The organism is Micromonospora sp. WMMD961 (assembly GCF_029626145.1).
In the GTDB taxonomy this organism is placed as follows: domain Bacteria; phylum Actinomycetota; class Actinomycetes; order Mycobacteriales; family Micromonosporaceae; genus Micromonospora.
The window spans coordinates 27,835-40,575 of the sequence record NZ_JARUBJ010000002.1 but is presented as its reverse complement, the minus strand read 5'-3'; the positions used below and the strand labels follow the sequence as shown (position 1 = coordinate 40,575).

Here is a 12,741-nt window from a genome sequence, read left to right as displayed (position 1 = left end):
GCTGAGCATGATCACCTTGAGCGACCGAGGGGACACATGATGGCCGAGGTTCCCAACACGGCGGGGCTGCTGGACCCGGACGGCGCAATGGACCGACTCGCGGAGTGGAAGGGTCGTCTCGACCAGTTGGCGATCGCCACCGACGCGATGAGTGACCGCATCCAGGCACTACGGGTGACCGCTGCCGACGGCAACGGGCTGGTGGAGGTCACCGTCGACTCGGCGGGTGCGTTGGTCGACCTGCGACTGGGCCAGCGGATCCAGCGGGTCGCACCGGACGTGGTCGCCAGGACGATCATGAACACGATCGGTGTTGCCAAGCGGCAGCTGGCCGACCGGGCGCAGGAGATCATCGGCGAGACCCTGGGAACCGACTCACCGGCAGCGCGGGCGATCGCCGAACGGGTCGGGCAGCAACTGCGCGCCGACCCGGCCGTGGACGGGCCGGACGACCAGCACGGGCGGTGAGCAGATATCGGCGGACCAGCGGCGACGTGATCCGCTGGCCGGACAGCCCGGACGCTCGGACCGCACTGGAGGAGTGGTTCGCGGCGTCGCCCGATACGGCGTACCTCTCGGGCGATTTTCTCGATTTTGGCGGGGCGGACCTCAGCCGTCTCGACCTGGCCGGCGCCTATCTCGCCAACTCCCGCCTGGCCGGCGTCCGGTTCGCGGAGGCCAACCTCGCCGACGCCAACCTGGCCAACGCCGAGATGCAGGGCGCGGACTTCTCCTCTGCCGACCTGGCCAAGGCGACACTTGTCGGCTGCTCCGCCGGTCAGGCGCTCTTCCCCTCGGCTCGCCTGTTCTCGGCGCAACTCGACCACGCCGTGCTGGCCGGCGCGGACCTCGGCCGCGCGATCCTCAACTCCGCCACGCTCTACCAGACCGACCTGCGCGACGCGGACCTGGAGTTGGCCAGTCTGCGCTGGTGCACGCTGGGCAGTACGAGCATGCCGACGGTGCTGACCGGCGCGCGGATGTTCGGCTGCCAACTCGACGGCGCGAAGGGTGCCGTCGTCGGTCCGGTCCTCGTCGACGAGGGGACGTCGCGGTCACTCGGCGGTGTCGCGCTCGAGGCGTGGTTCGCGGGGCAGGGCGCGGCGGACGTCCGGGTGGTGGACTGACGCCCCTGCGGACGACTCAGGGCCGGTCCCAGTGGGGCCGGCCCTGTCGTTCGTGCTGCTCAGGCGAGCGGAGGATACGAGATTCGAACTCGTGAGGGTGTAAACCCAACACGCTTTCCAAGCGTGCGCCCTAGGCCTCTAGGCGAATCCTCCGCGAGCCAGGATACAGGCCGCCGTCGGGCGGGCCACCCCACCACCCCCTGAAGATCGACGGGCGGTCGGGTAGGCTTGGCGGCACCTCCCGTGCGGCGGTATCTCGTGAACCTCCCCAGGGCCGGAAGGCAGCAAGGATAAGCGAGCTCTGCCGGGTGCACGGGAGGCCTTTTTGTCTTCGGAGCCCCGCTCCGGGGCCTTGATCCACACAGGTCGGCGAGGTGGGGCTGTCCCGGGCAGTCGATACCGCCAGATCGGCGATGTGGAGTCGATCAACCCACGGCAGCGCGCGGCAACGCGGCGGCGGGGCGCGGCAGCCTCGGCCATTCGGCGGGGTGGGTGGTCACCCGCGCCCGACCGGCGCAGAATGGCTCGGTCGAGAGGAGGCGGGACGAGTGACGCTGGCGCTCTACCGCAAGTACCGGCCGCGTACCTTCGCTGAGGTCATCGGTCAGGAGCACGTCACCGAGCCGCTGTCGCAGGCGCTGCGTAGCGGCCGGCTCAACCACGCCTACCTCTTCTCCGGCCCTCGTGGCTGCGGCAAGACCACCAGCGCCCGGATCATGGCCCGCTCGCTCAACTGTGAGCAGGGCCCCACTCCCGAGCCGTGCGGCAAGTGTGCGTCCTGCCGCTCGCTTGCCACCGACGGTGCCGGCTCGATCGACGTGATCGAGATCGACGCGGCCAGCCACGGCGGTGTCGACGACGCCCGCGAGCTGCGCGAGCGTGCCTTCTTCGCACCGGCCAACAGCCGCTTCAAGATCTACATCATCGACGAGGCGCACATGGTCTCGACGCAGGGCTTCAACGCCCTGCTCAAGCTGGTCGAGGAGCCCCCGGAGTACGTCAAGTTCATCTTCGCCACCACCGAGCCGGAGAAGGTCCTCGGCACGATCCGGTCGCGGACCCACCACTACCCGTTCCGGCTGTTCCCGCCGAAGGTGGTCCGCCCGTACCTGGAGCAGCTCACCCAGGCCGAGGGCGTCGCCGTCGAGCCGGCGGTCTTCCCGCTGGTGGTGCGCGCCGGTGGCGGCAGCATGCGGGACAGCCTCTCCGTACTCGACCAGCTCATCGCCGGCGCTGGCGCGGAGGGGGTCAGCTACGCCCGGGCCGTCGCCCTGCTCGGGGTCACCGACTCCGCGCTGATCGACGAGATGTGCGACGCGCTGGCCGCCGGGGACGGCGCCGCCGCGTACGCCACCGTCGACCGGGTCGCCGAGGCCGGGCACGACATGCGCCGGTTCGCCTCCGACCTGCTGGAACGGCTGCGCGACCTGATCGTGATCCAGCAGGTGCCGGACGCCGCCGCGAAGGGGCTGATCGACGGCCCCGCCGACCAGATAGAGCGGATGGCCGCCCAGGCTTCGCAACTCGGCTCGGCCACGCTCTCCCGCTGCGCCGACATCGTGCACGACGGCCTGGTGGAGATGCGCGGCACCACAGCGCCCCGCCTGCTGCTGGAGCTGATCTGCGCCCGGATGCTGCTGCCCGGCGTGGACGACTCCACCGGCGGCCTGCTCCAGCGCCTGGAACGGATGGAACGTCGGCTCACAGTGAGCGGCACCGACGCGCCGTCGGCCGCCGCCGGCTTCTCGCCGACCACCAACCCGGGGGTACGCCCACAGCAGGCCTCTCCGGTTCCGGCTGCCGCCAACCCCGCACCCGCCAACGCCCCGACCTCCGCACCGCCGTGGGACGTCGACCCGGCCACGTCCCCGACCCGGAGCGCCGCTGCCCAGAGCGCTCCGATGTCCGGCGCTCCGATGTCCGGGGCTCCGACGTCGGGGGCTCCGGCGTCGGGCGTCCCGACCGCCGATTCGCCGATCCCGGTGTCGCCCGGCGCGTCGGCGACCAACGCCGGGCCGGCACACGCCTCCCCGGCTGCTCCCGGCGGTTCTGCTGCCCCCGGTTCGGCTGGCCCTGGTTCGGCCGGCCCCGCCTCGACCGGCCCTGGTTCCGGTGGTGGCTCGTCGGCGTCACGCCGTGCGGTGCCGCCGTCGGCGGTGCTCCCCGACCCGGCCACACCCGTACCGCCCCGACCGGGTGCGCCGGCCGCCGCGCTGGACGCGGTCACGGTCCGCCGCGTCTGGCCCGACGTGATCGGCAAGGTCAACCGGACCAACAAGCGGATCGCCGCCCTGATGCGCGACGCGGTGGTCCGCGAACTCGACGGCGACATGCTGGTGCTGACGGTGAAGTCCACCGTCCTGGCCAAGATGATGGCCGACCACTCGGCAGTGCTGACCGACGCGCTCTACGAGGAGTTGGGCGGGCGTTGGCAGATCCGGTGCGAGGTGGCCGGTGAGCGCGGCGGCGTGTCGCCGTCCGGCCCGCAGCGCTCGCAGCCCGCCGCTGCGGCCCGGCCCGCCGCGACGAACGCGACTGCCGCCGCCAGCCCGACGAGCGCCCCGCCGGGTCCGAGCGCAGCGCCGGACAGCGCGGCCGCTGCTCGACCGGCGACTGCCCCGGGTGCAGCGACGAACGCGGCTGACGGGACAGCGAGCGCGCCGACGTCATCGGTCGCCACTGGCCCGACCGGCGCAACGAACTCGGCCGCCGCCGTCGGCGCGCAGACCGGTGGTCAGTCCGGAGGCGTGGCCGTGCGTGGCGGCGACGGCTCCGGCGGTCCCGGTGCGCGTGGCGGAGACGGTGGCCACGGCGCGGGCCGGCAGGGTGGAACACCACCTGCGGCAGCGGCCGACGACGAGGACGACTGGCCGGAGGCGGCTCTCCCCGGCGGCGGTGCCCCCGTCGACGAGGCGAAGGACGACGAGGACTGGCCGGAGGCCGCCCGCCCCGGCGGCGCGTCGGCCGGACGCGATCCAGGCGTCGACTCCGCGTCGCTCGGTGAGGGCTCGGCACCCACCAGCGCGAACGGTTCCGGCGCGAACGGCACCGGGACCAACGGCGCTGGCGCGAACGGCTCCGGGCCGGGTGGCCCCGCAGGGGCGGCCGGTGGCGGTAAGCCGGGCGTGCCGGGCAACCCGACGCCAGCGGCCCGGCAGCCGGCGTCAGCCGGTGGCACACCGGTGAGCAGCGCCATCGCCGCGGCTCGCGCGGCGGCGGCGGGGCGCGGTGCGCGTACCGGAGCGGCGGCCCGGCCCGTCGCGGACGCCGAATGGGCGGGCGAGCCGCCCTACGACCCGGACTTCGACGGCCCGACGCGCGGCGGGCGGCCGGGCGGGGCGGCCCCGGCGGCCACCCCGGCCTACGAGGGGTTCGATCCGGGCGACGAGCCGTTGGACGAGGTCATCGACGAGAAGACCGCCCGGGAGTCCAGTGAGGAGCAGGCGGTACGACTGCTCCGCGAGACCTTCGGCGCCGAAAAGATCAACGAGGTCGACGCCCGCTAACCCCGGTCGATCATGGAGTTGTGGTGGGTGACAAGTCGCCCGCTACGGGTCTATCCGGGCACCACCACTCCATGATCGACGCGAGCGGGGGCGGGGGTTGGGGTTTCGGCTAGTAGGACGCCTAGGCAGCAGGCCCACAGTGGGAAGGGCAGTACGGCGACCCGTTCCATGCCGCCCACCCCGATCCCGACGCCCTGCTGGGCGAAGAACAGCACCGTCCCGACCAGCGCGATGATCGCGGCGGTGAGGGTGAGCCGTCGCCACCGGCCGAGCGTCGTGGTGCCCGGCGCGAAGCCGGCGAGGAGCAGACCGACGTTGCCCAGGCCCATGATCAGGAACGCGCCGAGGACGTGCAGGTTCTCATCGACGTCGGCCGGGTAGAGGGCGGCCAGGGCGTAACCGCCGGCAGCCAGCAGCAGGAGCGACTGGACCGAGCGCACCACCCCGCCGCGACCGAGGAACCGCCAGGTCAGCAGGATTCCGACGGCGAGCAGCACGGCGGTGGTGAGTGTCGCGGCGTTCATCAGCGGGTGCCAGGGCGAGCACACGTAGCGGGGTCGGCTGGTGTCCCAGATGCCGCAGTGGGCGTTGCCGAGGTCGCTGATGTTGTGGGTGGCCCAGCTGTAGGAGGGGTCGCGCCACCGCAGACCGGTGACCAGGTTGGCGACGAGGAAGATCGGTGCGGCCGCGACCCAGCACAGCGCGCCGACCCGGCCGGGGCGGCTGAGATTCATACCTGTGAGCAGACCAGGTGGGTGGTTCGTGGCGCACTACGGGCAGATGGTCGGTTCGGGGTAGTGCCAGCCGTACCTGGGAGGCCCGGCGTGGGCGGACGCACCGGGCGGGGCGGGGTCGGTCCCAGCGGATAGGCTGGGCGGCGGCCGAGCGAGACGAGTGCGAGAAGGAGCCATCCAGTGCGCCCAGGTGGACAGCCGAACATGCAGCAGATGCTGAAGCAGGCGCAGAAGATGCAGCAGCAGATCGCCGCCGCCCAGGCTGAGCTGGCCGAGGCCGAGCTGACCGGCACCGCCGGCGGTGGGCTGGTCACGGCGACCGTCTCCGGCTCCGGTGAGCTGAAGGCCATCAAGATCGACCCGAAGGCCGTCGACGCGGACGACGTGGAGACGCTTGAGGACCTGGTCGTCGCCGCCGTGCACAACGCCGCCGAGGCGGCCCGGGAGTTGACCGAGCGCAAGATGGGCCCGGTCGCCGGTGGCATGGGCGGCCTCGGCCTGCCCGGTTTCTGAGCCGGCAGATGTACGAAGGTGCCATCCAGGACCTGATCGACGAGCTGGGTCGGTTGCCGGGCGTGGGCCCGAAGAGCGCCCAGCGGATCGCGTTCCACGTCCTGTCGGCGGATCCGGCCGACGTCAACCGGCTGGCCGGCGCGTTGCGCAAGGTCAAGGAGCTGGTGCGGTTCTGCACGACCTGCTACAACGTGGCCGAGTCCGAGCAGTGCCGGATCTGCCGCGACCCGCGTCGCACCGACGAGGTGCTGTGTGTGGTGGAGGAGCCCAAGGACGTGGTGGCCATCGAGCGGACCGGTGAGTTCCGCGGTCGTTACCACGTGCTGGGTGGCGCGATCAATCCGTTGGAGGGGATCGGCCCGGACAATCTGCGCATCCGGGAGCTGCTGATCCGGCTCGGCGGTGGCGCGGTGCGGGAGTTGATCCTGGCCACGGACCCGAACACCGAGGGCGAGGCGACCGCCACCTACCTGGCGCTGATGGTGAAGCCGATGGGCATCTCGGTGACCCGGTTGGCCAGTGGGCTGCCGGTCGGCGGCGACCTGGAGTATGCCGACGAGATCACCCTCGGTCGGGCCTTCGAGGGCCGTCGCGCGGTCTGATCTCTGACGTGCAGCCGATGGCCGGCACCCGTGTGGGTGTCGGCCATCGCGTCGTCACTGCCCGGAATTGATCTGACACTTGATCCCTCATCGGGGCTGTTCGACGTAACAGTTTGGCATCGTGGGTGCAGATTGATCGGTTTGAGGGGCTGTTTACCTTCGAATCGAATGTCAACCGGCGCTTGAGGCACGATCCGATACCAACCGTCCACCTGACGGTTTCCGGGTGGACGTAACGAGAGCTATGGTCACCGCCATCGGTGACCCCTGTCACCACGTTGTCCGTACCCCCAAGGACGAGGTGAAGCACACATGCGTGCACCCAGGCCGAAGGTCGCGATCGCGGCCGTCGCGGTCGCGGCCCTCGCGGTAGCAGGCTGCGCCGAGAGCAACCGCGACGACAAATCCGGCGGTAGTAAGAAGGACACCCTCGTCTTCGGCGTCGCCGGAGACCCGAAGGTGCTCGACCCCAGCTTCGCCAGCGACGGTGAGTCGCTGCGCGTGGCGCGTCAGGTCTTCGAGACCCTGGTCCGTCCGGAGGAGGGTGGCACCAAGGTCACCCCCGGTCTGGCCGAGTCCTGGACCCCGGACGCCGCAGGCACCACCTGGACCTTCAAGCTCCGCTCGGGCGTGAAGTTCCACGACGGCACCGACTTCAACGCCGAGGCCGTCTGCGTCAACTTCAACCGCTGGTACAACGCCAAGGGCCTCATGCAGAGCCCGGACGTGACCGCGTACTGGCAGGACGTCATGGGCGGCTTCGCCAAGAACGAGGACGCTGAGCTGCCGCCGAGCCTCTTCAAGTCCTGCGCCGCCAAGGACGCCACCACTGTGGACCTGTCCTTCACTCGGGTCTCCAGCAAGATCCCGGCCGCGCTGATGCTCCCCTCGTTCTCCATCCACAGCCCGAAGGCGCTGCAGGAGTTCGACGCCAGCAACGTGGGCGGCACCGCCGAGGACATCAAGTACCCGGCGTACGCCACGGCGCACCCGACCGGCACCGGCCCGTTCAAGTTCAAGACCTGGGACGTCGCCAACAAGACGCTGACCCTGGAGCGCAACGAGGACTACGCCGGCCCCAAGGCCAAGCTGAAGAACCTCATCTTCAAGACGATCTCGGACGAGAACGCTCGCAAGCAGGCGCTGCGCTCCGGTGACATCCAGGGCTACGACCTGGTTGGCCCGGCCGACGTCGAGCCGCTGAAGAGCGAGGGCTTCAACATGCTCACTCGCCCGGCGTTCAACGTGCTCTACCTGGCGATCAACCAGAAGGGCAACCCGAAGCTCGCCGACATCCGGGTGCGGCAGGCCATCGCGTACGCCCTGAACCGTCAGCAGCTGGTCACCTCCAAGCTGCCGCCGGGCGCCAAGGTCGCCGACAACTTCATGCCGGACACCGTCGAGGGTTGGAACGGCGACGTCACGAAGTACACGTACGACCCGGCCAAGGCGAAGGCGCTGCTGGCCGAGGCGGGCGCGTCGAACCTGACGCTGAAGTTCCACTACCCGACCGAGGTCACCCGGCCGTACATGCCGAACCCGAAGGACATCTTCGAGTTGCTGTCGGCGGACCTGAAGGCCGTTGGCATCACCGTCGAGGCGATCCCGCTGAAGTGGAGCCCGGACTACCTCAACGCCACCACCTCGGGCAGCAAGCACGACATCCACTTCCTGGGCTGGACCGGTGACTACGGCGACGCCTACAACTTCATCGGCACCTTCTTCGACCGGCCGAAGGACGAGTGGGGCTTCAACAACCAGGCCCTGTTCGACCAGTTCAAGGACGCGGACAGCACCGCCGACATCGCGGCCCGGACCGAGAAGTACAAGGCCCTGAACAAGGCGGTCATGGACTTCCTGCCCGGTGTGCCGATCTCGCACTCGCCGCCGGCGATCGTGTTCGGCAAGGACGTGACCGGCGTCAAGGCGAGCCCGCTCACCGACGAGCGGTACGCGACCGCCGAGTTCAAGTAAGTCCTGATCTGACGCAGCAAGGAACGCGGGCGGGCGCTGTCGCACAGCGCCCGCCCGCAACCCTCCGCACCCCTTCGAGGCCGCCGTGTTCCGGTTCATCGTCAGACGCCTGCTTCAGCTGATACCCACGCTGTTCGGGCTCTCCCTCCTGCTCTTCATCTGGCTCCGCCGGCTCCCCGGCGGCCCCGAGACCGCCATCCTCGGCGAGCGCGGCACACCCGAGATGCGTGCTGCCATCCGCCGCAACATGGGGCTCGACGAGCCCATCCTGGTGCAGTACGGCCGTTTCGTTCGGCGGCTGATCCGGCTCGACCTGGGCACCTCGACCTCCACCAAGCGGGCGGTCACCACGGAGTTCATCGAGCGCTTCCCCGGCACCGTCGAGCTGACCATCACCGCGATGGTGATCGCGATCGGTGTCGGCATTCCGCTGGGTTACCTGGCCGCCCGTCGTCGCGGCCGTTTCCTGGACCACGCGTCCGTGGGCGGCTCGCTGATCGGCATCTGCATCCCGGTCTTCTTCCTGGGCTACGTGCTCAAGGCGATCTTCTCGGAGAACCTGCACTGGTTCCCGTCCAGCGGCCGGCAGGACCCGACGCTCGGGGCGACCCGGGTCACCAACTTCTTCGTCCTCGACGGGTTGATGACCCGTGAGTGGGACGCCGCGGCCGACGCCCTCTGGCATCTGGTGCTACCCAGCATCGCGCTGGCCAGCATCCCGCTGGCGATCATCGTCCGGATCACCCGGGCGAGTGTGCTGGAGGTGCTCAACGAGGACTTCGTACGCACCGCCGAGGCGAAGGGCCTGACCGAGCAGACGGTCCGTCGCCGGCACGTGCTGCGCAACGCGATGCTGCCGGTGGCCACCTCGATCGGTCTGCTCGCGGGTGGCCTGCTCTCCGGCGCCGTGCTGACCGAGACCGTCTTCGCCTTCAGTGGCATCGGAGCGTTCGTCGCCGAGGCCATCGGCCAGCGCGACTATCCGGTGCTGATGGGCTTCATTCTGATCATCGCGGTGGTGTACGTGCTGGTGAACCTGCTGGTCGACCTCTCCTACAGCTTCATCGACCCGAGGGTGAGGGTGCGATGACACTCAGCCCGGGTAAGAAGCGCGAAAAGATCGACCGGCTCTCCGAGCTGGCAGCCCGCGACGACGAGCGCGGCGTCAGCCTGTGGCAGGAGGCGTTCCGCCGGCTGCGCGGCAACCCGGCGGCGATCGTCGGAGCGGTCATCCTGGCGATCTTCCTGCTGGTCGCCGTGGTCGGCCCGTTCCTCGTGCCGTACGCGCCGACCGACACGATCGGCATCCGAGAGGGGCTGATCAAGCCGGGCGTCATCCCCGGCCCCACCGGCGAACACTGGTTCGGCTACGACCACCAGGGCCGGGACGAGTTCAGCCGGATGATCGTGGGCGCCCGGCAGACCCTGCTGGTCGGTGTGGTCTCCACCCTGATCGGTCTGGCCATCGGTGCGCTGATCGGTGGCATCTCGGGTGCGGCGGCCGGCCTCGGTGGCCGGTGGGGGCGGTGGATCGACACCACCCTGATGCGGTTCATCGACATGCTGCTGGCGATGCCGAGCCTGCTGCTGGCGGTGAGCATCGCCGCCCTGCTCGGGGCCAGCCTGACCACCGTGATGATCGCGGTCGGCGTGGTCTCGGTGCCGGTGTTCGCCCGGCTGCTGCGCGGCTCGATGATCTCCCAGGCCAACAGCGACTACGTGCTGGCGGCCACCTCGCTCGGTGTGAAGAAGTCGAAGATCGCGCTGACCCACGTGGTGCCGAACTCGCTCGCCCCGGTGATCGTGCAGGCCACGCTGACCCTGGCCACCGCGATCATCGAGGCGGCGGCGCTGTCGTTCCTCGGCCTGGGCAACCCGGACACCGCCGTACCGGAGTGGGGCGTCATGCTCGCCGACGCGCAGCAGTACCTCGGCATCCGGCCGTCGCTGGCGATCTACCCAGCCGTCGCGATCATCATCACCGCGCTCGGCTTCACCCTGCTCGGTGAGGCGATGCGTGAGGCCCTCGACCCGAAGCTGCGGAAGTAGGCCCCCATGGCACTGCTCGAAGTTGATGATCTCTCCGTCACGTTCGCCCGGCGCGGCCAGCGCGCCGTGCACGCCGTCGACGGGGTGTCCTTCTCGGTCGACGCCGGTGAGGTGGTCGGCCTGGTCGGCGAGTCCGGCTGTGGCAAGAGCGTCACCTCGCTGGCGATCATGGGCTTGCTGCCGAAGCAGCCGGGCCTGCGGGTCGGCGGCAAGGCCGTGTTCGACGGCACCGACCTGCTCCAGCTCGACGACCGGTCGCGGCGGGACATCCGTGGTCGGGACATCGCGATGATCTTCCAGGACCCGCTGTCCTCGCTGAACCCGGTGATCCCCATCGGGTTGCAGGTGACCGAGGTGCTGACCCGGCACCGGGGGATGAAGGGTGCGGCCGCGTCGAAGGAGGCGGCGGAGCTGCTGGACCGGGTCGGCATCCCCGACCCGAAGCGGCGGCTGAAGGAGTACCCGCACCAGCTCTCCGGTGGGATGCGCCAGCGTGCGCTCATCGCGATGGCGGTGGCCTGCCAGCCTCGGCTGCTGATCGCCGACGAGCCGACCACCGCGCTGGACGTCACCATCCAGGCTCAGATCCTGGAACTGCTCAAGGAACTGGTCCGGGACTCCGGCACCGCACTGCTGATGATCACGCACGATCTGGGTGTCGTGGCCGGCATGTGCGACACCGTCAACGTGCTCTACGGCGGCCGGGTGGTGGAGACGGCCCGCCGCCGTCCACTGTTCCGCCAGCCGCGCCACCCGTACACGGTGGGTCTGCTCGGCTCGGTGCCCCGCCTGGACGCCGGGCGGGGCGAGAAGCTCAACCCGATTCCCGGCTCGGTCCGTGACCTGCTGCCCTGGCCGGAGGGTTGTGCCTTCGCCCCGCGCTGCGCCCGGCGGACCGACGAGTGCGTGGGTGAGCCGCCGGAGTTGGTGCAGGCACACGACGGACGTAGCTACCGGTGCGTCAACCCGGAGCCGGTGCCCGGCACGGTGCCCGCCCCGCGCGAGGAGGAACCAGCGTGAATGACAACGACATCCTCGTCGAGGTACGCGACCTGAAGGTGCACTTCCCGATCAAGCGGGGTGTGCTCTTCGACCGGGTGGTCGGCCACGTGAAGGCCGTCGACGGGGTGGACCTCAGCATCCCGCGGGGCAAGACGTACGGCTTGGTCGGCGAGTCCGGCTGCGGTAAGTCGACGCTGGGTCGGGCGTTGCTCCAGCTCACCCCGCCGACCGCAGGCGAGGTCGAATTCGACGGCGTCGAGCTGACCACGCTGCCACCCGGCAAGCTGCGCAGCATGCGTCGTCGGATGCAGATGATCTTCCAGGATCCGATGTCCAGCCTCGACCCCCGGCAGAACGTCGAGTCGATCCTGACCGAGGGCATGCAGACCCACGGGATCGGTGCCGACCGGACCGACCGTCGCCGGATCATCGGCGAGACCCTGGACGCGGTGGGGCTGCCCCGTTGGGCGCTGTCCCGCTACCCGCACGAGTTCTCCGGCGGGCAGCGGCAACGCATCGGCATCGCCCGCGCGCTGGTGCTCGGGCCGGAGCTGATCGTCGCCGACGAGCCGGTCTCGGCGCTCGACGTCTCCATCCAGGCCCAGGTGGTCAACCTGCTCGACGAACTCCAGGACAGCCTCGGGCTGACCTACCTGGTGATCGCGCACGACCTCGCGGTGGTCCGGCACATCTCCGACACCGTCGGCGTCATGTACCTGGGCGCGTTGGTCGAGGAGGCGCCGAGCGACCGGCTCTACACCGAGCCGCTGCACCCGTACACCAGGGCGTTGATGTCCGCGGTGCCGGTGCCGGACCCGGACGTGGAGGACCGCCGGGAGCGGATCCTGCTCGCCGGTGACCTGCCGTCGCCGGCGAACCCGCCGTCCGGCTGCCGCTTCCACACCCGCTGCCCGTGGGCGCAGCCCACCCGCTGCGCGGACGAGCGACCCGTGCTGCGGGAGATCGGCGTCAGTCGGGTGGCCTGCCACTGGGCCGAGCAGATCGCCAGCGGCGAGCTACGCCCGCACGGGGTCAGTGCGCAGGTCGTCCGCCCCGAGGGCGAGGGGGACTCGCCGGCCGTGGTCTCCGCACCCACCGAGCCCGGCTCGTACGTCTGACGCGGCCGCCGGCCGGTCTGCGTGTGGCTGGCACGGCGCGGCCAGCCGCGACCGCCCTGTTGGGCGATGTACCTGTGGGTCATAGATGTGACTCACAGGTACATCGCTGTCCGGGT

The 12,741-nt window shown here is 70.4% G+C and carries 11 protein-coding genes, 1 tRNA gene and 1 other RNA gene; 11 read left to right on the top strand and 2 right to left on the bottom strand.

The genetic code is table 11. From position 1 onward, the window contains the following. Positions 1-39 precede the first annotated feature (39 nt). Positions 40-468 (top strand): YbaB/EbfC family nucleoid-associated protein, encoded by a 429-nt coding sequence (locus tag O7614_RS00265; RefSeq protein ID WP_278136500.1) that lies wholly within the window; start codon positions 40-42, stop codon positions 466-468. After that, positions 465-1,127, top strand: coding sequence for a pentapeptide repeat-containing protein (locus O7614_RS00260; RefSeq protein ID WP_278136499.1), 663 nt, complete (start codon positions 465-467; stop codon positions 1,125-1,127). The genes O7614_RS00265 and O7614_RS00260 overlap by 4 nt, the downstream gene beginning before the upstream one ends. A 68-nt stretch (positions 1,128-1,195) precedes the next feature. Here O7614_RS00260 and O7614_RS00255 read toward each other — a convergent pair. Continuing rightward, positions 1,196-1,280: transfer RNA gene (locus tag O7614_RS00255), tRNA-Ser, on the bottom strand. An 82-nt stretch (positions 1,281-1,362) separates the two neighbouring features. Between O7614_RS00255 and ffs the strand changes: the two genes are divergently transcribed. Both ffs and O7614_RS00245 read left to right on the top strand, forming a co-directional pair. Then, an RNA gene (ffs, locus tag O7614_RS00250) (signal recognition particle sRNA small type) lies at positions 1,363-1,452 on the top strand. A gap of 223 nt (positions 1,453-1,675) precedes the next feature. Then, positions 1,676-4,633 (top strand): DNA polymerase III subunit gamma and tau, encoded by a 2,958-nt coding sequence (locus O7614_RS00245; protein WP_278136498.1) that lies wholly within the window; start codon positions 1,676-1,678, stop codon positions 4,631-4,633. A gap of 50 nt (positions 4,634-4,683) precedes the next feature. Here the strand turns inward: O7614_RS00245 and O7614_RS00240 are convergent, their stop codons facing one another. Continuing rightward, the gene (locus tag O7614_RS00240; RefSeq protein WP_278136497.1) at positions 4,684-5,367 is read right to left on the bottom strand and encodes a DUF998 domain-containing protein; all 684 of its coding nucleotides are present in this window, start codon (positions 5,365-5,367) and stop codon (positions 4,684-4,686) included. A gap of 204 nt (positions 5,368-5,571) precedes the next feature. Between O7614_RS00240 and O7614_RS00235 the strand changes: the two genes are divergently transcribed. The 7 genes from O7614_RS00235 to O7614_RS00205 all read left to right on the top strand — a co-directional run bounded on the left by O7614_RS00235 (position 5,572) and on the right by O7614_RS00205 (position 12,625). Beyond that, a complete protein-coding gene (locus O7614_RS00235) occupies positions 5,572-5,880 on the top strand; it encodes a YbaB/EbfC family nucleoid-associated protein (protein WP_030489880.1) in 309 nt (102 codons plus the stop codon). 8 nt (positions 5,881-5,888) lie between these two features. Continuing rightward, positions 5,889-6,482 carry a recombination mediator RecR gene (gene recR / locus O7614_RS00230; protein ID WP_145778528.1) on the top strand — a complete coding sequence of 198 codons (594 nt, stop codon included), beginning with the start codon at positions 5,889-5,891 and terminating at the stop codon, positions 6,480-6,482. A 312-nt stretch (positions 6,483-6,794) separates the two neighbouring features. Further along, on the top strand, positions 6,795-8,456 hold the full coding sequence (locus tag O7614_RS00225; RefSeq protein ID WP_278136496.1) for an ABC transporter substrate-binding protein: 1,662 nt from the start codon (positions 6,795-6,797) through the stop codon (positions 8,454-8,456). A gap of 85 nt (positions 8,457-8,541) precedes the next feature. Then, entirely contained in the window at positions 8,542-9,546 is a 1,005-nt protein-coding gene (locus O7614_RS00220; protein WP_278136495.1) for an ABC transporter permease, read from the top strand. Beyond that, positions 9,543-10,505, top strand: coding sequence for an ABC transporter permease (locus O7614_RS00215; RefSeq protein WP_278136494.1), 963 nt, complete (start codon positions 9,543-9,545; stop codon positions 10,503-10,505). Before O7614_RS00220 ends, O7614_RS00215 begins: the two co-directional genes overlap by 4 nt. 6 nt (positions 10,506-10,511) lie before the next feature. Continuing rightward, complete coding sequence (locus tag O7614_RS00210; protein ID WP_278136493.1) at positions 10,512-11,525, top strand: ABC transporter ATP-binding protein; 1,014 nt, start codon at positions 10,512-10,514, stop codon at positions 11,523-11,525. Beyond that, positions 11,522-12,625 carry an oligopeptide/dipeptide ABC transporter ATP-binding protein gene (locus O7614_RS00205; protein WP_278136492.1) on the top strand — a complete coding sequence of 368 codons (1,104 nt, stop codon included), beginning with the start codon at positions 11,522-11,524 and terminating at the stop codon, positions 12,623-12,625. The genes O7614_RS00210 and O7614_RS00205 overlap by 4 nt, the downstream gene beginning before the upstream one ends. Positions 12,626-12,741 lie beyond the last annotated feature (116 nt).

Excerpts from the sequence above, each read along its gene's own strand:
- O7614_RS00265 (WP_278136500.1), top strand. The coding sequence starts at position 40 with ATGGCCGAGGTTCCCAACACGGCGGGGCTGCTGGACCCGGACGGCGCA.
- O7614_RS00240 (WP_278136497.1), bottom strand. The coding sequence starts at position 5,367 with ATGAATCTCAGCCGCCCCGGCCGGGTCGGCGCGCTGTGCTGGGTCGCG.
- O7614_RS00235 (WP_030489880.1), top strand. The coding sequence starts at position 5,572 with ATGCAGCAGATGCTGAAGCAGGCGCAGAAGATGCAGCAGCAGATCGCC.
- recR (WP_145778528.1), top strand. The coding sequence starts at position 5,889 with ATGTACGAAGGTGCCATCCAGGACCTGATCGACGAGCTGGGTCGGTTG.
- O7614_RS00225 (WP_278136496.1), top strand. The coding sequence starts at position 6,795 with ATGCGTGCACCCAGGCCGAAGGTCGCGATCGCGGCCGTCGCGGTCGCG.
- O7614_RS00215 (WP_278136494.1), top strand. The coding sequence starts at position 9,543 with ATGACACTCAGCCCGGGTAAGAAGCGCGAAAAGATCGACCGGCTCTCC.
- O7614_RS00210 (WP_278136493.1), top strand. The coding sequence starts at position 10,512 with ATGGCACTGCTCGAAGTTGATGATCTCTCCGTCACGTTCGCCCGGCGC.